Below are 21,592 nucleotides of genomic sequence, written 5' to 3'. Positions count from 1 at the left end.
TGGTTGAATGGATGAATGTATGTACAAAGTGTGGGACTCAGCTTGAAGACGGTGTGCAATTTTGTCAAAGCTGCGGGAGGAAGAGGGAGAGTCTTGCAGTAAAGAAGAAAATGAGCAGCGGTACAAAGGTTGGCATTACAATTTTAACATTACTTGCTGTAGTGATTGTTGGACTGTATTTGTACGGATCATCGTATTATAAGCAGGCGGCACAAGTAGATCGGATCATTACTATTTTACAAGAGAGGAACGGGGAGAAGTTAGCTGAAATCGTCACGGCAGATGATCCATCAGTTACTGTAACGAGAGAGAGTCTAATGCCACTATTTTCGTATATAAAAGAAAATCCATCTTATGTGAATGAATTGAAAGAACAGTTGAGGATAGGTGAAAAACAAGGGAACGGAATCGAAAGAGCAGACTTTTCGTTAACGAAAGACGGAAAGTATTTCTTTTTATTTGATCGGTATAAATTGAAAGCGAAGACGTATTATACGACATTGCTTACAAATGAAAAAGGTACATCTTTAAAAATGAACGGAAAAGAAATAGATAAAACAGATGACAAAAAGTTTGAGAAGCAATATGGACCGTTTCTTCCAGGAACTCAAGTGTTTCAAGCAGAATATAAAAATGATTATGTGAAACTATCACGTGAAGAAAAGGTTGTACTTATGAAACAAGGTCAAAATAACGTAACGATAGATTTAACGTTGCAAGGACAATATATTACGGTTCAAACGAACGTGCCTGGTGCAACATTGTATGTGAATCAAAAACCAGTTACAGCGCTGGCAGGAGAAGAAATTACATGGGGGCCTGTAGCAACTGATGGAAGTACGACGATTTATTTAGAACGAAATGGAGAAAACGGAAGGGAAACGACGAAGGTAGAAACGGTAACGGCACTTCCGTCTTATAATCTTCCATTCGAAAAGAAAGGTACAGAAAAACCAGTTGTTTACAATGTTACTCCGCCACCTACGACTCGGTATGTATATAATGGTTTCATCTTTCCTGATAGTGATATTCGAAAATTAACGAGTACGGACTTAGCATATGTATCGAAAGAACAAATGAAAATAGCGAGAAACGAAATATACGCAAGACATGGACATATGTTTCAAACGGAAGATATGCAAGCGTATTTTTCAAAACAGTCTTGGTATAGAGAAAATCCATATTTTACAGGAAAGCTAACAGATATTGAAACTTATAATGTTGAATTGATCAAATCAAGAGAATAAACACGTGAAAAAGGTACAGTGCATAGCTGTACCTTTTCTATGGTTTTTTAGCTGAACCAGGATCCCTTGAAAAAAAGATATGAAAGAGGAATGTGACTTTACTTGCTCCTCCTGATGTACTTGCTTGCACATCAGATAATGCACTAGATGTTAACACACCTTCAGAATGAGGAGGTACCACTATTTTGAGGGTATCATCTGATTCTGATGATGCAGTAACTGTTATTGTATCATCAGATAAGTTTAAAATTTTTACAGTACCGATTGGTAAGATAGACTTGCCAGCGTGTGATGCTGAAGCGAAGTGAGAGCCTTTCCAAATCGTTTGTGCGAAGGTTTCATCATTAGATAACCAAGCGCGAGCGCTGTATAATGTTGCGTTAATGGAAAATTCTTGGTCAAGTGACACGGCGGGTTTCGGTTCTTGCGGTTCCTCTGGAGTTTGAGCGAGAAGACCGGCACACATATATGTTTCACCTACTTTCGATAGTTACTGTTATAGCATATTAAACATGTTATTTATAAGACACGACGGCTACCTATTCAGGCATAGGTTTGTGCACCAAATTTGAAGATGAAATTATCTTTCTTTACAATGGAAGTAGGTGTTATTTCTGAAAAATATGGAAAACGTAAAGAGTATGTAGAAAAGAAGGAGTGGTAAAGTGAACTATGTCATTATTGGCGGAGATGCAGCTGGTATGAGCGCAGCTATGCAAATTGTTAGAAACGATGAAAATGCAACTGTTGTAACGTTAGAAAAAGGTGAAATTTATTCGTACGCGCAGTGTGGGTTACCATATGTCATTAGTGGTGCTATCGCTTCAACGGAAAAATTAATTGCGCGTAATGTGAAGACGTTTCGTGATAAATATGGAATTGATGCGAAAGTACGACATGAAGTAACGAAAGTAGATACGGAAAAGAAAGTGGTGTACGCAGAGCATACGAAGACGAAAGATATTTTTGAATTTCCGTACGATCGTTTATTAATTGCAACTGGCGTACGTCCTGTTATGCCAGAGTGGGAAGGTCGAGATTTGCAAGGCGTTCATCTTTTAAAAACAATTCCAGATGCTGAGCGTATATTAAAAACGCTAGAAACGAATAAAGTTGAAGATGTAACCATTATTGGCGGTGGTGCGATTGGACTGGAGATGGCAGAAACATTCGTCGAACTTGGTAAGAAAGTAAGAATGATTGAGCGAAATGATCATATCGGTACGATTTATGATGCAGATATGGCTGAATATATACATAAAGAAGCAGATAAACACAATATTGAAATTTTAACGAATGAAAATGTGAAAGCATTTAAAGGAAATGAAAGAGTGGAACAAATTGAAACGGATAAAGGTACGTATAAAGCAGATCTTGTTTTAGTATCGGTTGGAGTGAAGCCGAATACTGATTTTCTTGAAGGAACAAATATACGTACAAATTATAAAGGGGCAATCGAAGTAAATGCATATATGCAAACGAATGTGCAGGACGTATATGCAGCTGGTGATTGCGCAACACATTACCATGTTATAAAGGAAATTCATGATCATATCCCGCTCGGAACGACTGCCAATAAACAAGGGCGACTTGCTGGACTGAATATGCTTGATAAACGAAGAGCATTTAAAGGTACGTTAGGTACAGGTATTATTAAATTTATGGATTTGACGCTCGCAAGAACAGGTTTAAATGAAAAAGAAGCAAAAGGGCTACATATTCCGTATAAAACAGTCAAAGTAGACTCCACAAATATGGCGGGCTATTATCCTAATGCGAAACCACTTTACTTGAAATTATTATATCGTTCTGACACGAAACAATTATTAGGTGGACAAGTAATTGGAGAAGAAGGTGTAGATAAACGAATTGATGTGATCGCAATGGCACTTTTCAATAAAATGAGCATTCACGATTTAGAAGATGTCGACTTAAGTTACGCACCACCATATAACAGCGTTTGGGATCCAATTCAGCAAGCGGCAAGGAGAGCAGAATAGCACTTTTTAAGTGCTATTTTTTTCGTTAAAGGGGAATCATTATTTTTGGCGAAAGAAGCGAATTGGAAATAGTTATATATAGGGAAGGGGATCATTAAAAATGTTTGTAACACTTCAAACAGTTCAAGAATCAGAAAAAGAAATATTACGTAATTTATATGCACTATATCTTCATGACCTCTCTACATTCACTCCTAATATAAAGATTGGGGCAAATGGATTTTTTGAATACGAAGATTTGTACATGTTTTGGGAAAATGACGGAATCACTCCGTATTTTATTAAAAGTAATAATGATATTGTAGGATTTTTATTACTACTGGAACGTCCATTTTTGAAAAAAGAAAATGACTTTTGTATTAATGACATTTTCATATTGAATCAGTACAAGGGAAAAGGAATCGGTAAACAAGTTATTGAGAATGTACTAAAAGAGAAACGAGGACAATATTTCGTTATCGAACTTGTGAAAAATGTACCAGCTGTTTCTTTTTGGAAGAAAGTATATAGGGAGCTAAACATCGAATTTGATGAAAAAACACAGTTAATCGATGATGAAGAATGTCTCGTTCAAACGTTTAAAATATAATGAAATCGGTGCCTCTAGTAGATTAATTTGAAATTTAACTTTATCCTGCATTAACGGGCAGTAAGACCCCCACCTCAAAATTCAGCGAAAGCAAAGAAGCTAAGTGGGGGGCGGGCTGCCCGTAAAAGCCCGATTGGTGAAGGCTGATAATCAGTGGGGGATGAAGAAAACCCCCACTAATTAAAGTTTCACTTTATTTCGAATATACCGTTCGCCCTTGAAAACATAGTACTTATCGCTTATATTTTCATATAGTATTTATTTTTTAATAAAGCAATGATCGAACCAGGGGGCACAGTATGGCAATTAACATGAAAACAATCGAAGAATGGATTGCTGAATCAAACGCAAGACAAGAAGAAGACTTTGGAAACGTTGTTGAAGAAATGAAAGAAGTATGCGTCGGACTTGATAATGCGACATTAATTTATACAAAAAATGTATTTTGTTTCGGTAAGAAAGTAGAAGTATTGTTCTTCTTCCAAGATCATGTCGTGATTGGACAAGAAAAAGATGAATATGTTGAAATCGAAAAATTAAAGTATGAAGCAATTACACATAGCAACTTAAAAACAAATGACAAAAATACAACGTTAGAATTAAAGTTTGCTAACGGACAATCTATCAATTTAGATAGTTTAAATGATAACTACGGTACGAAAAATTGGTTATTCGCGAGACAAATTAAGAGTATTTTTAAATTAATCTAGTAAAAAAGCACGCCGTCCACCGGCGTGCTTCTAATTACGCAAATCCCCTTTTAACCAATTCCGCGCTCGATACGCCCCAACAGGAATTTGAATGAGAGACGTTTCATTTCCAGTATCTATCCCGTATAACTGATCACATGAATTTGTATCAAAACTTAGTAATGGATGCCCGCCCATCCCCATCGCGGTTGCGGCGAAAACGAGTTTATGAACGAGTATGCCAGCTTCCATTTGGTGAATACGGTATCCTCTATAGCCTAATACATTTGTATAGTATTCTTTCTTTCCGACTACATGTAGGCAAAGCGGTACTTGAAAAAGATTTACGTTATCCATCGTCATACTGGATTGAAGGGGATAACGAAGGTCTCCATATCGAAGTGGCTGTATGGAATGTGTTTTACTGTTATAAGAATAAGCGCCGTTCTCTATATCTTTTACGTTATAAAAACATCCATATAATGAGACCCGTGCATTTTCATTTACATACTGACCATCAAGGTCGTTGTAATAAGGGAAGGAGAGACTCGCTTCTTGTAGTAAAGTAGCGAGCTCGGCTGCATCCCATTTCGTGAAAGTAAAGTCAGCATCAGGGGAATACCGTTCTTTACAAAGTTGTAAGAAATCATACGATAACCGTTCTACTTGCGGCAACTGTACAGCGTGCGCATGATGTTGATAGTGCTCTTCATGATGTAGTGTTTGGAAGTGTGCTGTCGATTCAATCATAGAAGCTTCATTTATTTTTGTTATCATCGGATGTTTATATACTTGCTTTGATCGAACGAAATGTTCGTGTGCTAACGGCGGAATTTGCTGTAACAACTCATGAGAAGTAACTGTTTTATTTTCACGGTAATCATTGTGAAACCAATTAGTTTGCGGTTCTGTACTTAAAGGAACGACAGCATACACGCTTTCTTCGCCTTCTGACAGTCCGAGTAAATGGTTGATTGCCCGGTCTAAAAACTGAAAGTATACGCCATTTTTGTAACCGAATTGTTTGGCACATGCAAGTAATTGTCCGATGAGAACACCACTATCTAATCCTTGAAGTCGATATGAAAAGTTATTGTATTTAAAGTAGTTTTTCCAAAACATAGTGGATACGAATGCAGCGCCAAAACAAGACTGTATGTTACAACGGTTGCCAAGTGCTTCTGTAATGTAAGAATCGAAATTTCCTTCGCGAAGTAAAATAAGTCGGTGGTGCGCAGCGTCGTAATGGTAAATACCGTCTGGATAATCATCGATCTTTAAATATATATACAATTCATTTGGATATAAAGCGCCGCCTGAAGGGGTAGATCTTCGGAATAAAATTTTTTCGCTACTTAGCTGACATAACTGTGTTAAACCAAATGAGGACCAAAGGTAATGACCAATCTCTTTTAAAGTAGGTGTAGTAGAAGAGTTAGGTAAAGATAATGGGATTTCTAAAGAGAGTGGAATGATAGGGACATTTCGATATAATTTATAAGGGAGCGGTGCATCTTCCCAGTCCACTTCATGGTTCGGCATAATTTCGTCTATAGAAAAATGGAGATGATGTAAAAAAGTATCCAGCTGCATAGAATCCCCTCCTTTACTATGGAAACGGATGCGGATGTGGATTTAATTGTTCATTCGTTAAAGGTTCGTTTGTATATCCAAGTGTCATCGGCACAGTATATACTCTATCCAGTCCTGTAACCCGAGTGAGATGGTGACCGAACGTCATCGGTAGCATGCCTGGAATAATGACTTTTACACAATGTAATCCGTTTTTTTCTATAAGAGGTACTGTTTGATTTACAACGATTACGTCAAGTCCAGATTGCTGCAGACGGTTTAAAAGTTGATGAAGATCAGATGTTAAATCTAGATCAACTGATTGTAATGCATTCATTTCTTGGAATGATTGTACCAGGGCATCGTCACGTAAAAGAAAGTGAAGACGTTCTTCTGCTTCTTTTAATCCGTACAGCATACTATGGTCTTCCATTTTATTTACGAGATAAGGGTCTTGTAAGCAGTTTTCGTAGTGCTCTCTTTTTTGTTCAAGTTCATCGTCTGCTATTAGTAACATGCCTGCTATTTCATGGATGGCACTCTTTAAAGCGCGGACAGGGTCTAAATGAGAGCCTCCCGCACAAACAACGTTCATTCCATTTTCACGCGTATTTTTCGCAATTACCCATAAGCTTGGGATACCGTGTTCCATCGTTGCGTTAAAAGCATGTAATTCATACCCAGTAATCGTGTACAGCCGCTGAATCATTAATTGTAATTCCGTATCATTTGCTGAACTAAGATCAAGGCGGGGGAGAGGTAATTCGGCATACCAAGTGAGCAAAAAGGCGTCACGCTCTACAATTTCTAAAATGCCATGAAAAATTGCTTCTTCTAAACTACCACCAATTGCACATCCATTTGATGTTTCATACACGAAAGCATCTCGATGACCGAGGCTATAATAAGCAATTGATTCAGGAACTAAAAGTGGCCGGTTTTGTAATAAAGAGTAGCCCCATACCCAGTTTTGTTCATAGTCAGGATCAAACGGTTTAAACGGAAAACTATTACGATTATAATGTTCATTTGTATGGACACCGAGCAAGAGGGGATTAAGTGCATGATCCTCTAACTCACGAAAACTGCCGTGTACATTTGTCTTTTTTCCTCGAGGTGACATACCACAATATCGTTCTAAACCTTCTAAAATAGCAGTCGCTTCACTCATTGCAAATGAATGAGTTCGGCCTGCAACACCTTCATTTCCAAACATTAATGGCATGTTTATAATAACGTCAGCAAATGGTAATAAAGAATGCTGCATTTTTCCGTTCAACATACCGACGCGATAATCGAAATAATCTCTCGTTAAAAATGTGTTTAGTTCATGAATGGAACGACAGCGATATGCTGCTTCGCTTGTTTTTAAGCTCGGTTGTAACGAAATCGCTGCTGCATCTGCCGTATCATCAGGCAAATTGCTACATACAGGGCAGAGCGGATCGGGAAGAAAAGAATGCCGCGTACATTGCAGTGTTTGTAAGTTTAGTAAAATGAGTTCATTTTCTAAAGAAGAATGGTTATGAGTTAATATTTTCTCTGTTTCTGCACGAATAAGATGGCACATTTGTAACATACCATTTTGGGTGGCACGTACATCACGCCTTGTTACATTATCTGCCTTTAACGCATATTTCCGCTGTAGTGCCCACATTTCTTGTTGATCAAATCCAGCGATAAATCGGCGTCCATCAGAGCAGTTGGAACAGCCAGTTGCAAGAGGATGAATGTAAGGACCGATAATACCTTCACCAAATGAAGTGAATGCACGTAGCCATGGAATATGATTCGATCGAAACATTAGCTCGGCATCATGATGAATAGTAGAAGGAGAGCCATCATGTAATACGAGAGCGAGATGAATATTTTCAGGGAGTTCTTCTGTAAGGTTATGTTGGCGAATGATAGAATATTGTTTGCATAGTTGATCATGTACATAGTTTGCAAGTAAGCCATCGCCTATAAGCAATATATTTTGAGTCATAGACTGTCCTCCTTTGCAATTAATACACCGTATACACCATCTAAGTTTTCTTTCAAAAATGATTCAATGGCTAAATCAAACACGAATGGATAAAAATTATGTTCTTCTAAATGTTGCAAGGCAAGCTGCACAGATTGCACACCTGGAACTTCTTCTTCCGCTTGTATTTCCACTCTAAAAGAATCCGTGTCATATAAAATAATAGAGGATTCAGGCAAGATATTAGCTCTGTAAGGAGTCTCTTCATTTTGAATATGAAGTAGTGATAGTTGTAGTGCGTTTCGTAAGGCTAACGTCATATTAATATTAGATGCACCGTACCAGCGATCATTTATACCGACCCAAACGACAGGAAAGCTGAGAATCTCTTCACTTACTGCTATTTTAGGTGTTTCATGAATTGTAGAGAGAGCATCGTAATAAAATCTACAATGTTTATCATGAATTGCAGTTAAATCAATCGTCGTAATTTCTTCTAGCATATGTGACTGCCGCTCATACAATTTATTATTTAAATGTTGTTGTAGCGCCCGGTATACACCTTCTGTCATCGTTTCTCCAGCGCCAATACCGATATCATTATGTTCAGGAATAAGGCGGTGCATAATTTCCGCTACATATGTTTCAATTCCTGCTAAACCAGCTTCTCGGCGCGCTTCATTATGAGTTAAACCACCACAAGTCATAAGAGGCAGGAGGGAAGCAGGACCATCTGATAGTGGAGTAGCTACTTGAATATGGCATTGTGATAACGGTAATTGATATGAATCTTGTTCATCCCATACATGGAATAAACCAGCTTCTTTAGAAGTTAATGAGTCGAAAAAGCGGAATAAATCAGTTGAGGTATGTTGGTTGGACCGCTGCCCAAGTTGTTCAGAAAGATTTTCTATCGTATCAATTGTAAAACTTTCATCAGTTGCGAGAGGATGTTTTATAAAAGGATGCCATGCTCCTTCGAGTGTTTCGTAATTTAATAAAAAGAATTGTGGTTCTTTTTCTCGGTAGGAATCATCAGCGACATGTTTAAGTAATTCAAATACGATTATATTTGCTAACATTGCAGATGGAAGTGGTGAAAATGATGCTGATGAATGTTCATTTTGTAAAGTTGTTTCATGTAGCCGATGCCATGCGGATTCCCAGCATTCTTCACGATTAGCTGTTACGATAGGGCCGGCTATACCAAGTGCTGATAAACAGACGGCAGGTATGAAGTTCTTTCCTACTTCTCTACAAATCGTGTGAACTGCTCTTAGGCCTTCAATATCTCCATTTTGAGAAATATACAAAATCCAGTCGAAAGGCTCGAACACTTCATGCAGGGGACGATCAATTGTCGTATCTATTTCCTGAACAAGGACATGATCATCAACTTCATGTGCAAGTTCTACTAGCTCATGAATGCGATCGTAATTTGTTTCCTCATAATCTGTAACAAGGTAATGAAAGGTAGGTAATCCTGATTCTAATAAAGAAGAAACTAAGGAAGTAAGCATATCTCCAGAACCAATTATAAGGACGTTTGCTGCGCGATACGTTTCGAATTTTAGAGCGCCTGAATGAGAATCAGCTTCTAAAAATTCAATTTGTGAAGCGTATCTATCAAGTAATGCGCTATTTAATTCATGAGGTGCATCTTGACTTACATCCCGAACGAAACCATTTTCATATAAAATCTCTCCAATTTCAAATACACGATTTTGATAGGGGAGAGGGAGACCATCGGTTATTTCTGCTAAAGAATAATTCCCGTTAAACATTGGCATTAATTTTTCAATCCAGTTGTAAATTCCATCACCGTCCATACGAAATGAACTGGCATTATTTCGAAAATAGACACCCCCGTTTGAGTCGGGGAGGAAAAAAGTATCCTTATTTGCTTTAAGTTTTGCATCAATTGGAAGGTTATTCATTTTAATCCTCCTTACGTTTTAGGCATACATTATTAGCTTATGTAATGAAATTTGTCCCATATGAATGCAATAAAAAAAGGCTGTAGAATAATTCATTCTACAGCCTGTAATAGATTATTAATCTATCAACCTTCTAATAATAATGATTTTGGATCTTCAAGCATATCTTTAACAGCAACAAGGAAGCTAACTGCTTCTTTACCATCAACAATACGGTGATCGTAAGATAAAGCGATGTACATCATTGGACGGTTTTCCATACGTTCTGCATCAATTGCAACTGGACGTACTTGGATTTTGTGCATTCCTAAAATACCTACTTGTGGGCTGTTTAGGATTGGTGTTGACATTAGAGAACCGAATACACCACCGTTTGTAATTGTGAATGTACCACCTTGTAACTCTTTTAATGAAAGTTTGTTATCGCGTGCTTTCATACCTAAATTACGAATTTCGCTTTCGATTTCAGCGAAGTTTAATTGGTTAGCATCGCGTACAACTGGAACAACTAATCCATCTGGAGCTGCTACTGCAATACCGATATCATAGAATTTTTTAATGATAAGCTCATCGCCTTGAATTTCAGCATTTAATAATGGGAATTGTTTTAATGCTGCAACAACTGCTTTTGTGAAGAATGACATGAAGCCAAGACGTACATCATGTTTTTTCTCGAAAGCATCTTTACGCTCTTTACGTAATTCCATGATTGCAGTCATATCAACTTCGTTAAATGTTGTTAACATTGCAGATGTTTGTTGAACTTCTACAAGGCGTTTTGCAATTGTTTGACGGCGGCGGGACATTTTCACGCGCTCAACTGGTTTTTCGAATTCCGTTTTTGCAACTGGAGCAGGAGCTGGACTTTTTGGAGCAGCTGGTGCTTCTTTTGGTGCGGCAGCATGAGCTTGTACATCGTGTGGTCTCACACGTCCAAGTGGATCTGTGCTACGTACGTCGTTTAAGTCGATACCTAATTCACGAGCCATTTTTCTAGCAGCTGGTGATGCGATAGGACGGTTCGTATTCGGTAAACCTTGTAAAGTTGTAGTTTGCTCAGCATTTGGTGCCGCAGCTTTCGGTGCTTCAGTTGTTTCTTGTTTTGGCTGTTCAGCAGCCGGTGCAGGTGTACTTACTGCAACCGGTGCTCCGTTTGCATCTAAAATTGCGATAGTTGCACCAACTTCAACTGTATCCCCAGGTTCGCCTAGTAACTTCGATACAATACCTGAATCTTCTGCAATGATTTCTACATTGACTTTATCAGTTTCAAGCTCAACAACGCTGCCACCTTTCTCAACTTTGTCGCCTACGTTGATAAGCCATTGTGAGATAGTTCCTTCAGTAATAGATTCTGCAAGCTCAGGTACTTTAATTTCGATCATTTTAAATGTCCTCCCCTTATTTGCCTAACGGTGTGTTTTTTCTTCTTTTGTCTTCGGTAATCTCCATTTGTTAGCCTACCCCCGGGCAGAATATCTGTCCGGGGAGCAAGCTAGAAACCTTCATTGTTACTTTCAGTTGCTGAAAACTTCAATTTCTTGTTTATCTTGACGGAAGTTATACTTCACATCTAAAGCGTGTGCAACAATTAGTTCTTGCTCAGCTTTGTGAGCGAATGGATCGCCACCAGATGGGCTAGAGCGATCTGGGCGTCCAATGTAACCTGTTTTCACTTTATCTCCAGCAAGTTCGAACAGAATTGGAGCCATGTAATGCCATGCGCCCATATTACGAGGTTCTTCTTGAACCCAAATAATTTCTTCTAAGTTTTTAAAGCGTTTAATAATAGATTGAACTTTCTCAGCAGGGAATGGGTACAGCTGTTCAATACGAACGACATGAACTTCATCTAAGTTATACTCATGTTTACCAGACTCAATTTCTGCTGCTAAGTCAATCGCCATTTTACCTGTGCTTAAAACAAGACGTTTTACTTTAGTTGGTTTCATGCCAAGGTTTTCTTGTTCTAGAGCAGGTTGGAAACGTCCTTCGCTTAACTGACTAGCAGTTGAAAGCGTAAGTGGGTGACGTAATAAACTCTTCGGCGTCATCAATACTAATGGTCGAACAGCTTCTGTTCCTAAGATAGATGCTTGACGACGTAAAATATGGAAGTATTGTGCCGCGCTCGTTAAGTTTGCAACTGTCCAGTTATTCTCAGCAGCTAACTGTAAGAATCGTTCTGGACGTGCACTAGAATGCTCTGGTCCTTGACCTTCATAACCGTGCGGTAATAGAAGAACTAAACCAGATTTTTGACCCCATTTTGCTCTTCCAGCTGAAACATATTGATCAAATAATGCTTGCGCAGTATTTGAGAAGTCACCATATTGCGCTTCCCACATAACAAGAGTTTCTGGAGCGAATACGTTATAACCATACTCGTAACCAACAACAGCGGCTTCTGATAACGGACTGTTATGAACAGAGAAGGATGCATTAATGTTTGGCAAGCGATGTAATGGCGAATATGTTTCATTTGTATCAGTATCGTGTAATACGATATGACGGTGCGCGAATGTACCACGCTGTGAATCTTGACCAGTTAAGCGAATTGGCGTACCTTCTTGTAAAATAGAAGCGAATGCTAATGACTCAGCAAGTGCCCATTCAATTTTACCGTTCTCTTCAAGAGCGTCTTTACGGCGTTCAAGAATTTTCTTTACTTTCGGATATACGTTAAAGCCTTCTGGCCAAGATAGTAGACCTTCATTAATTGCACGAAGTGAGTCAATCTCAACACCAGTATCAATTGGCTGAATGCCTTTTGCAACAACATCTGGCACTTTAACGTCAATTGTTGCAGCGCTCGTATCAGCTGGCGGTACTTGTGCATAGTCAGATTTTAATTGCTCTTGTATAAACTGAGTCATTGTTTCAACCTCATCTGCATTTAGAACACCAGCAGCTTGTAATTGATCTGCATAAATCGCTCTTACAGTTGGGTGATTTTTAATCTTTTTGTACACTTGTGGTTGCGTAACTGCTGGGTCATCCATTTCGTTATGACCGTAGCGGCGGTAACCAATTAAATCGATTAAGAAGTCTTTTTTGAACAATGTACGATATTGAATCGCAAGGTTAGCAGCAGCAAGACAAGCTTCTGGATCATCAGCGTTCACGTGAACAATCGGAATATCGAAACCTTTTGCAAGGTCACTTGAATATTTCGTAGAACGAGAATCATAGCTATCAGTCGTAAAGCCAACTGCATTGTTTGCGATAACATGAATTGTTCCGCCTGTTTGGTACGCGTTCAATCTGCTTAAGTTCAACGTTTCAGATACAATACCTTGACCAGGGAATGCAGCATCACCATGAACTAAAATTACGAATGATTTTGAAGTATCTTGTTCTGGAAGACCAGATTTTTTACGATTCTCTTGAGCCGCACGTGCAAAACCTTCTACAACAGGGTTAACGAACTCAAGGTGACTTGGGTTATTTGCTAATGTAACGCGAGTGCTAACTTCTTCGTTACTAACGACTTGTTCTCTACCTAAATGGTATTTCACGTCGCCAGTCCAGCCAGAATTTGCCACTGCGCCTTCTATTTTTGCATGTTTGAACTCAGCAAACATGTGACTATATGGTTTTTCTAATACGTGTGCAAGTACGCTTAGACGACCGCGGTGAGCCATACCAATCATGACATCTTCTACGCCGCCCTTTGCACCTTCGAGAACAATTTCATCTAGAACAGGTACAAGCATATCAACGCCCTCGATAGAGAAACGCTTTTGCCCAACGAATGTTTTATGCAAGAATTGCTCGAAACCTTCAACAGCTGTTAAACGTTTTAAAAGAGCAGTTCGTTTTTTATTTGATAGTGGTTGACGCAATGAATTTAATTCCACCATTTGATGCAACCACGCGCGTTCTTCACTATCTTGTATATGAGAAAATTCATAAGCTAAAGATTTTGTATAAACGTCTTTTAATCTATGAATTACATCAAGTGCAGTGTGAATACCTTCTGGTGCATCTTGCCATACTGTTTTCGCTGGAATCGCTTTCAAGTCAGCATCGCTCAGTTCGTTCATTGCTTTCTCAAGAAGAGATTGTCCATCAGCAGCATCTTCCATCGGATTGATGTGAGCCAACGTATGCCCGAATGAACGAATTTGTTCAACAAGCTGAACGACTTTAAGAATTTTTTCAATGTTCCCTGTGTTTTGAGGAGAAAAATGTGTTGCTGTGTTGTCCCCTGTTACGACATCATCTTGAAACGAAGGAGCTCCAAAAATTTCAAAAAGCTCTTGTAATTCCGGATCAACAGAACCTGCTCCAGTTACGTAAAGATCATACTGCTCAATAACATAACCAAGGTTCGGACCATGGAACTTGGCCCAAGGGTTTGTCGTTGTATTCTTCCTCGTCATTTGTTTAAACCTCCCAATGCATATAATCCTTTTTCCAAACAAAAGGTGCATTTTGCTCTTTTCAATAATTGATGAACCAATAATCAATGTAAATGTTTTCTTTATTCTTATGTTATTACAATAATTTACATAATACCAAACACTATTACTTATCTGTTTTGTAAAAAAACATTCACAATAACTTATCACCCAAGTTAATCTTTCATGTTATAAAGTAATTTTACAGAAAAATGGGGTGGATATATTTGGTATACCTACACGAATGACTAAAATTGTTGCATGTAAATATAAGTATAATAATTAGAATGTTTCGATAAAAATGAGTTCGAATTATGTATATTGAAATAATAAGCGCTTTCATTGATATTATACAACAATATAACGGAATATAGTATAAAAAATAAAAAATTATGAATTTATCGTAAACTTCATTTAGATAGTGTTAAATATTGAAAGGAAAGTGAAGGATTTCTACAAAAAAAGTTGCTAAACATAAAATATGCCGAAAAACACCGTAAAACCAATAACGCATTTTGTGGAATAAAGAGATAAATGAAATATTTTAAAAGGATAAAACAAATAGGGAGATATTAAATTTTAAAAAAAGAGAGGAGGAGATATAGTAACTGTTATTTACAGTGTTCCGTGTTGCGCTTCAAAATAGACGTGCTGAAATTGAAAAGTTTCTTCTATATAAATAGAGTGAAACAAACTAAAATGCATGTAAAGGAAACTTGACGTAAAGGTTGCTTTACATATATACTCACTGTAAGGAAGGAGGGAGAAATTTCCTTGGAAAATAAAATGGTTGAATACCGAAAAAAATTTGGACTATCTCAAGAAAAATTGGCTGAGAAACTTGGAGTTTCCAGACAAACCATCATTTCAATTGAAAAGGGAAAATACGATCCGTCACTTCCGTTAGCATTTGAAATAGCGAAAACATTTCAGACAACGATAGAACATGTATTTATTTATGAAGGAAAAGAAGAGGGGGAATAGGGATGAATTATTCACAAAAGTACTTTTTAATTATGGGAATTATTTTCTTTATTATGAGTGGAACCATGGTATTAGCGGGCATAATGACGCATTCCGCACCACCGGCTCCAACGTATACAGTACTCGCGATGATGATTATGTGTTTCTGCCTAAGTTACTTACACCCGCAATTTAAAGAAAAAGATGAGCGAATGAAACTTATTCGTTATAAAGGAATGTTCTTCAGCTTTTTTGCATTAGCAGCATATTATCTTCTTTTCTCTTTCGGTTTGAACTTAAAAATACTTACACTATCTGCTACTGAATTATTGAATATACTAATGGCACTTACGATGAGTACAGTTTTTATCTCATTTGTTGTTTTATCGAAAAGATATTAAGATGGAAGAGAGAAAGGAAGATTAACATATGCAAATGATGTATGCTTTTGGCATTGGACTTGTATTATTTTTAGCCGTATTCTTATTTATTCGGAAAGACGTTCAAGGTGGGACGTTAACGAAAAGAGGCTTTTATAAAATGATCGGCTGTTTAGTCGTTATGTTTATAGCGATCATCGTAATGATCGTTTTAATAAATCAATCACTATAGAATATAAAAATGGAACCTTACTGTAGTAAGGTTTTTCTTTTTGGTATAAAATCCGAAAATTCCCACGATATCCATTTACTACATATAATGGATATTATATAATTTAATAAAATGATAGATAGGGAGCATAGTATATGAATAAAAAAACTATCTTCTTTTTATTAACATGCCTACTACTTATAGCTAGTATTACTTATATAATATGTAACAAACGAGAACAAGTGCCACCTATGTTAGTATGGGAGCACCAAGAATACTATGTTACGAATGAACCTGCCGAAGCTGAAAAAGTTGGACAAAGGCTCGGAGAAGTAACGAAGAAAATCGAAACAAGTAAAAAACCTACTAAAAACAGTGAATCCAACATATTACAAGAAAAAACAGAAGTATTCACAATGATAGAAGAAGAAAAAAATCCTCACTCACCTTTAATCATAAAGGAGCCTTATAGTGACGAATATAGAGTAGTAAGACCGATGTTACATGTACTATAAAGTGAAAAGGAGACTCATATGCAGACAGTAATTTATCCATGGTCGTTAAGAAAAATGTTTGTTTTTTTCCTTTGCTTCATCTTTCCGCCAATCGGCGCAATTTATATTTTGATGAATCGAGAAGCGCTACAAAAGAGAGACTTCATTTTATATGTATTATTTGCTGCTATTAATATATCGCTTTGGTTATCACTTATGATCCTCGATCGGAGCGTGTGGATGGTAGCGGGTCATTATGTGTTCGGAGCAATTGTTATTGTTTTTTCGAATATGAATAAGAGATAAGCCAGCAACCTTAAAGTTGCTGGTTTTAATTTTGCTATTTATAATGAGGAAATAAATTTTTAATAGAGAGTAGTGGGCGTTATGAGATGGAAAGAGGGGACGTTTGAAAAAATAGACACGAATGACTTATCTATTGAGCAACTCATACATTCAAGGAACAAAACGTAAATGGCGGAGCGGTTATAAGCTGTTTTAAAGTACATAAAGAAAATTTTTTCAAAGAAATACCACATTTGAAAGATGGATACGAGCACTTCTTTAGAAGAATCTTCAACTCTTTAGATATAATGCATAACTTAGAAGAGTTAAAAATACATACGTCAGAAAAATATAAGTTTCAATTTCAATATAGAAGCGCAGTAATGCTTGATGGGAGTATTGCATTTCAAATCATAAGAGGAGGAGCATATGAAGAATTTAAGGAACGACCAGTTATTGCAAAGCAATTAGCAGTCAATGTATGCCAATATATGTTCCAAGATCGATACGAAGATATTAAAGTGTTCGAAAGCTATCGTCCTTGGACAGATTGGTTTTACGATGTTGCGTGGGATGCTACTTGGATGGTGCTAGATAGTAAGGAGCGTAAAATGTGGCTCATTTGTGCTACAGATACGGATTGAAAGATAAAGGGCCTTTTAGGAATGCTGCAAGGGTTTTTATCTTTTTGGAATGAATAGGAAATGAATCATATAAATGCTATACTAAAAAATGTTTGTAATGTCAGTTTCATACCCTTGTATAATGCTGACTTACTAGAAAAGATAAGAGGAGAATAAACGTGAAAAAGATACAGAAATTATTGCTGTTAATGATGGTAGTAGGATTAACAGTAGGTGTATTAGCAGGATGTGCAAATCCGAAAGATACGACAGAAGAATTTTTAACCGCGATACAAAAAGGTGATGTTGAAAAGGCTCGTACATTTGTTGAGAGTGACAAAGAATTTAATAAACTAAATGAAAAAACAGATGATGCTGAGGCAAAAGCAATGCTGAGTGCAATTACGAAAAACTTTAAATTTGAAAAGCCAGAAGAAGTATCGAAAAAAGATGACAAAGCAGAAGTGAAAGTGAAAATTACATCTGCTGATCTATCCGTTGCTGTAACAAAAGCAGTGGGAGAAGTTATGCCAATGGCCTTCGCTAGCGCCTTTAGCGAAGACAAAGAACAGTCTGAAAAAGCAATCGAAAAAACGATGACATCAGCAATCGTCAAACACTTATCAGATAAAGATGCAATCATGGCAACTCGCGAAGTTACATTGAACTTAAAGAAAAACAAAGATGGCGACTATAAAATCGTTGCAGATGATAACTTGAAAGAAGTATTGTTTGCTAATGCGAAGTCTTTGGAGAAGATGTTTGGTGGGAAGTGATTGATTTAGATAAAAAAGAGAAACCATATCACGTAGAAGGTTGATACGGTTTCTCTTTTTTTATGACCCCGGAGAGGCTCGAACTCACGGCCTCCACCCTGTCAAGGTGGCGCTCTCCCTGCTGAGCTACGGGATCTTCAAAAATGCGTATGTAACAGCATCTTTAATCTTTATGCTAAAGCAATTATATATAATTAACTGAAATTTTACAATATTTTATATTAATGTTTTGATAGGAAAGTAGTTGGAATCACTTAGTTGTGTATTAAGGAATATATAAGAAGAGAATGTAATGAAAAGTGATTTCGAATAAAGTGGTTATATTATTTTTTTCGATACCAATCTAAAGGACCATCATCACTTAAATCGACAAGAAAAGGGAGTAAGAAATGTAAAGGTAAGCTAATAAATTCGGGCATAGCGTTCACTGTTTTCTTTGATAGATACTGTCTCCCAAAACAATACGGGCAATCTTTTTCAAATGTCACGAGTATTGACCATACATCTTTTATTGTCCACTTCGTTTTACAATACGTACAACGCGCCATAGAGTTCCTCCTCATTTTAAGTCTTCTTCTAGTATATTCCATTTTATTGTACTGAAGTCATTTGTATTTGGTGTGATAAAATGTAAGTTGTTTTGTTTTTTTATGTGGATTTATTTAGTCATTTATGATCAATTACATATCGTTTCATGTTTTTGCAGGATGATAGATTTTTAGCTTCAATATGCAAATTGGCCAATATATCCTTTTTACAATTTACTTAAAATCATGTATAACAGAGATACAAGATTATTTTACCCCGCTATTTGCGGACGGTAAGATCCCCACCTCAAAATTTAGCGAAAGCAAAGAAGTTAGGTGGTGGCAGGCTGCTCGTAAAAGCCCGATTGGTGAAGGCTGATTAAAGTTTCACTTTATAAATATTCAGTAGTAGAGGGAGAATTATTGTAATGGTAAGGAAAACGTTCAAGATGCGCGTATCTAGAAATAGAACGATTTCGATTAATGGATCGATTCTTGATGTGGATGTTACACATGATGAGTTTTTACAAGAGTTTGTTGAGTGGGTCGATTCTAAAGGCTGGTCGTTTATGGGGATGACAGATGAGATTACACCCGAGGAAGCTAGTCAAAATTTAATAGATTCATTGATTGATGAGAAGGATAAGAAAGAATAATTCCTTCTTATTTTTTATTGTATATTTATGTTCTTTATCGTAAAAGTATGATATAGTAAAAAACAGTGAATGTTCTTCCAATTTAATACAATTCACATATAGATTGGTAGATTCAGTTTTTAAGCTGTGAGAGTATAGTGAAAAGGGAGAGTCATATGGTAAATTTTAAGAAAATTTCGGTTTTCGTTATGGTTATTTGTTTATTTTTTTTGACACCTATGACGTTATATGCTGAGACGAATATTGGAGTAAATCCGGAGCAAGTGGCACCTCCACCTGCGGAAGGGCCGAATGTTTTTAGTCAGTTTGCGACTACGATTGATGCGAAAACAGGAGATATGTTGTACGACAAAAATGCACATCATCGTGCGTTCCCTGCTAGTATGACGAAAGTGTTAACGGCGATTTTACTGATGGAGCATACGAAGCCAGAGGATCAATTTACGTTTTCACAATTAGCATTAGATCAAGAGAAGAGTAATTATCAAATTGAGTTTCACCCTGGTGAGACTATTAATAGAAATACTGCACTTATGATTTTAATGGTGCTGAGTGCGAATGATGTGTCGTATGCGATTGCGGAGCGTATTGGAGGAAGTGTTGAAAACTTCGCCAATATGATGAATGAAAGGGCGAAGCAATTAGGGGCTAAAGATAGTCATTTTGTAACGCCAAATGGATTGCATGATCCAAATCATTATACGACGCCATATGATATGGCCATGATTACGAGAGGTGTGCAAAAGTATCCTGAAATTTTACAAGCGATGAATACGAAAAGAACGACGGTTACGACATCTACGCAAACAGTTTCTATTTTTAATAAGTCTACTTATTTTGAAAATCCATATAGTATGGGTGGTAAGACAGGATTTACGAATGAAGCACGCAATACGCTCGTTTTATTAAATGAGAAGGATGGTAATCGTATTATAAATGTAGTAATGGCTTCTCAAAGACCTGAAATTTATGAAGATTTGAAGCAGATGGCGGAATATTCTTTTGGGCAATTTACGAAGCAAACTGTACTAGATAAACATAGTTGGCACCAAAAGGCAAAGTATTTAAATAAAGATGTTGATTCTGAGCTGGAAAAAAGTGCAGAGCTTATGCTAAAGAAAGATGAAGGGAAAAATATAAAAACGGCTTTTCGGGTTAATTCAGTGGATAAAGAATCTTTGTATCAAAAAGGAATTCATCGCGGTGAAGTAGTTGGTGCGGTAGATATTATAAAGAATAATCAAACGATTGCGACTATAAATGTTCTTTCAAAAGAAGATGTTACTTTTGCGATGCCTAAAAAAGATACAGTTGCACCTGAAGTAAAGGAATCGAATGTGAAAGTGATAAGTGTTGGAATAGGTGCGATTTTATTATTTGGAGCGATTTTATATGTAGTGCTGCGCCGAAATAACCAAGGGATGAAATCAGAAGAAAAATAAATTGCTAGTAGACCGTGATGAGATTTTGTCACGGTCTTTTTTGTATGCATTTCAAAAATGATTTAACTAATAATTGTAAATTTTCTTATTGCATTTCCGTATCGTTCGTTATATTATTTACTTGTGTTCTTGTTAGAGAACTAAAGTGAATATTGTATACTTCAAATAACATAAAACAACGGAGAGGGAGAGAGACGATGAAATTAATTTGGAAGGTGATTAGCAACGTTATCTCATTTGTTTTATTTGCGGTAATGGTTTGTTTAGCTTTTGTAGTTATTTCTTCAAAAGCGAGTGGCGGGGATCCAACAGTGATGGGATATCAATTTAAGAGCGTTCTTTCAGGATCGATGGAACCAACATTTTTAACAGGATCAATCATTGCGATAGAGCCAACGAAAGATGGTTCTAAATATAAAAAAGGTGATGTTATTACGTTTAAAGAGAAAGATGACAAAATTATCACTCACCGTATTATCGGTGTGAAAGATACAAATGGAAAAGTAATGTATGAAACAAAAGGGGATAACAACAACGGACCAGATTTAGCACCAGTACTTGCAGAGAATGTAATTGGAAAGTATGCAGATATTACAGTTCCATACGTTGGCTATGGACTGAATTATGCGAGTTCAAAAGCGGGAGCAGCATTACTTCTCATTATTCCTGGAGTCTTTTTACTTGGCTATTCCGCAATTTCTATTTTTGGCGCTATTCGTAGCATTGACGGAGAAAAGAAAGATAAAAAAGTAGAACAATCCGTCTAGTTCGTTTGGTTATACTTTCCGTTTAGGAAGTTAACAAATATATATATATATTAAGGGGATATGGA

General features: G+C 37.0%; 20 protein-coding genes, 1 tRNA gene and 1 pseudogene. 14 read left to right on the top strand and 8 right to left on the bottom strand.

From position 1 onward, the window contains the following. Positions 1-11: 11 nt before the first annotated feature. Positions 12-1,247 carry a TcaA 3rd/4th domain-containing protein gene (locus JDS99_RS15865; protein ID WP_199695333.1) on the top strand — a complete coding sequence of 412 codons (1,236 nt, stop codon included), beginning with the start codon at positions 12-14 and terminating at the stop codon, positions 1,245-1,247. Between the two features lie 37 nt (positions 1,248-1,284). On the opposite strand, the gene JDS99_RS15860 is transcribed toward JDS99_RS15865, so the two are convergent. Continuing rightward, a complete protein-coding gene (locus JDS99_RS15860; protein WP_141555597.1) occupies positions 1,285-1,713 on the bottom strand; it encodes a hypothetical protein in 429 nt (142 codons plus the stop codon). A 199-nt stretch (positions 1,714-1,912) separates the two neighbouring features. Between JDS99_RS15860 and JDS99_RS15855 the strand changes: the two genes are divergently transcribed. The 3 genes from JDS99_RS15855 to JDS99_RS15845 all read left to right on the top strand — a co-directional run bounded on the left by JDS99_RS15855 (position 1,913) and on the right by JDS99_RS15845 (position 4,546). Then, entirely contained in the window at positions 1,913-3,247 is a 1,335-nt protein-coding gene (locus tag JDS99_RS15855; protein ID WP_079245213.1) for an FAD-dependent oxidoreductase, read from the top strand. 100 nt (positions 3,248-3,347) lie between these two features. Continuing rightward, entirely contained in the window at positions 3,348-3,836 is a 489-nt protein-coding gene (locus JDS99_RS15850; RefSeq protein ID WP_087984769.1) for a GNAT family N-acetyltransferase, read from the top strand. A 299-nt stretch (positions 3,837-4,135) separates the two neighbouring features. Beyond that, entirely contained in the window at positions 4,136-4,546 is a 411-nt protein-coding gene (locus JDS99_RS15845) for a DUF3908 family protein (RefSeq protein WP_000996802.1), read from the top strand. A gap of 30 nt (positions 4,547-4,576) precedes the next feature. Here JDS99_RS15845 and JDS99_RS15840 read toward each other — a convergent pair whose 3' ends face one another. The 5 genes from JDS99_RS15840 to odhA form a co-directional block, all read right to left on the bottom strand. Next, a complete protein-coding gene (locus tag JDS99_RS15840) occupies positions 4,577-6,118 on the bottom strand; it encodes a SagB family peptide dehydrogenase (RefSeq protein WP_199695332.1) in 1,542 nt (513 codons plus the stop codon). Between the two features lie 16 nt (positions 6,119-6,134). Beyond that, entirely contained in the window at positions 6,135-8,084 is a 1,950-nt protein-coding gene (locus JDS99_RS15835; protein WP_098857346.1) for a TOMM precursor leader peptide-binding protein, read from the bottom strand. Then, the gene (locus JDS99_RS15830) at positions 8,081-10,000 is read right to left on the bottom strand and encodes a putative thiazole-containing bacteriocin maturation protein (protein ID WP_199695331.1); all 1,920 of its coding nucleotides are present in this window, start codon (positions 9,998-10,000) and stop codon (positions 8,081-8,083) included. Before JDS99_RS15830 ends, JDS99_RS15835 begins: the two co-directional genes overlap by 4 nt. Positions 10,001-10,125: 125 nt before the next feature. Beyond that, on the bottom strand, positions 10,126-11,385 hold the full coding sequence (gene odhB, locus JDS99_RS15825; protein WP_000569906.1) for a 2-oxoglutarate dehydrogenase complex dihydrolipoyllysine-residue succinyltransferase: 1,260 nt from the start codon (positions 11,383-11,385) through the stop codon (positions 10,126-10,128). Positions 11,386-11,517: 132 nt separating this feature from the next. Further along, positions 11,518-14,385, bottom strand: a complete 2,868-nt coding sequence (odhA, locus tag JDS99_RS15820; RefSeq protein ID WP_199695330.1) for a 2-oxoglutarate dehydrogenase E1 component — start codon at positions 14,383-14,385, stop codon at positions 11,518-11,520. 792 nt (positions 14,386-15,177) lie between these two features. Here odhA and JDS99_RS15815 point away from each other — a divergent pair. From JDS99_RS15815 to JDS99_RS15785, 7 genes and pseudogenes are all read left to right on the top strand, one after another. Then, a complete protein-coding gene (locus tag JDS99_RS15815) occupies positions 15,178-15,387 on the top strand; it encodes a helix-turn-helix transcriptional regulator (protein WP_000428506.1) in 210 nt (69 codons plus the stop codon). Between the two features lie 2 nt (positions 15,388-15,389). Continuing rightward, the gene (locus JDS99_RS15810) at positions 15,390-15,767 is read left to right on the top strand and encodes a permease (protein WP_199695329.1); all 378 of its coding nucleotides are present in this window, start codon (positions 15,390-15,392) and stop codon (positions 15,765-15,767) included. A gap of 28 nt (positions 15,768-15,795) precedes the next feature. Next, on the top strand, positions 15,796-15,978 hold the full coding sequence (locus JDS99_RS15805; RefSeq protein WP_001178300.1) for a DUF3976 domain-containing protein: 183 nt from the start codon (positions 15,796-15,798) through the stop codon (positions 15,976-15,978). Positions 15,979-16,112: 134 nt separating this feature from the next. Further along, positions 16,113-16,472, top strand: coding sequence for a hypothetical protein (locus JDS99_RS15800; protein WP_075308517.1), 360 nt, complete (start codon positions 16,113-16,115; stop codon positions 16,470-16,472). 18 nt (positions 16,473-16,490) lie between these two features. After that, entirely contained in the window at positions 16,491-16,757 is a 267-nt protein-coding gene (locus JDS99_RS15795; protein ID WP_199695328.1) for a hypothetical protein, read from the top strand. 81 nt (positions 16,758-16,838) lie between these two features. Beyond that, positions 16,839-17,380: pseudogene (locus JDS99_RS15790) on the top strand (hypothetical protein). Between the two features lie 158 nt (positions 17,381-17,538). Further along, complete coding sequence (locus JDS99_RS15785; protein ID WP_137012228.1) at positions 17,539-18,135, top strand: hypothetical protein; 597 nt, start codon at positions 17,539-17,541, stop codon at positions 18,133-18,135. Positions 18,136-18,198: 63 nt separating this feature from the next. Here JDS99_RS15785 and JDS99_RS15780 read toward each other — a convergent pair. Together JDS99_RS15780 and JDS99_RS15775 are read right to left on the bottom strand one after the other, a co-directional pair. Further along, positions 18,199-18,271: transfer RNA gene (locus tag JDS99_RS15780), tRNA-Val, on the bottom strand. A 187-nt stretch (positions 18,272-18,458) separates the two neighbouring features. After that, positions 18,459-18,683 carry a hypothetical protein gene (locus JDS99_RS15775; protein ID WP_087984783.1) on the bottom strand — a complete coding sequence of 75 codons (225 nt, stop codon included), beginning with the start codon at positions 18,681-18,683 and terminating at the stop codon, positions 18,459-18,461. Positions 18,684-19,090: 407 nt separating this feature from the next. Here JDS99_RS15775 and JDS99_RS15770 point away from each other — a divergent pair, with 407 nt between their 5' ends. The 3 genes from JDS99_RS15770 (at position 19,091) to sipW (ending at position 21,527) form a co-directional block, all read left to right on the top strand. Then, entirely contained in the window at positions 19,091-19,318 is a 228-nt protein-coding gene (locus tag JDS99_RS15770; protein ID WP_000251865.1) for a hypothetical protein, read from the top strand. 155 nt (positions 19,319-19,473) lie between these two features. Continuing rightward, a complete protein-coding gene (locus JDS99_RS15765; RefSeq protein ID WP_002126097.1) occupies positions 19,474-20,760 on the top strand; it encodes a D-alanyl-D-alanine carboxypeptidase family protein in 1,287 nt (428 codons plus the stop codon). 197 nt (positions 20,761-20,957) lie between these two features. Next, complete coding sequence (sipW, locus tag JDS99_RS15760) at positions 20,958-21,527, top strand: signal peptidase I SipW (protein ID WP_002064334.1); 570 nt, start codon at positions 20,958-20,960, stop codon at positions 21,525-21,527. The last annotated feature ends 65 nt before the right edge of the window (positions 21,528-21,592 follow it).

Origin of the sequence: Bacillus cereus group sp. N6 (assembly GCF_016483705.1) — a bacterium.
Taxonomy (GTDB): Bacteria; Bacillota; Bacilli; order Bacillales; family Bacillaceae_G; genus Bacillus_A; species Bacillus_A wiedmannii.
This window is presented reverse-complemented; position numbering and strand designations above follow the sequence as displayed.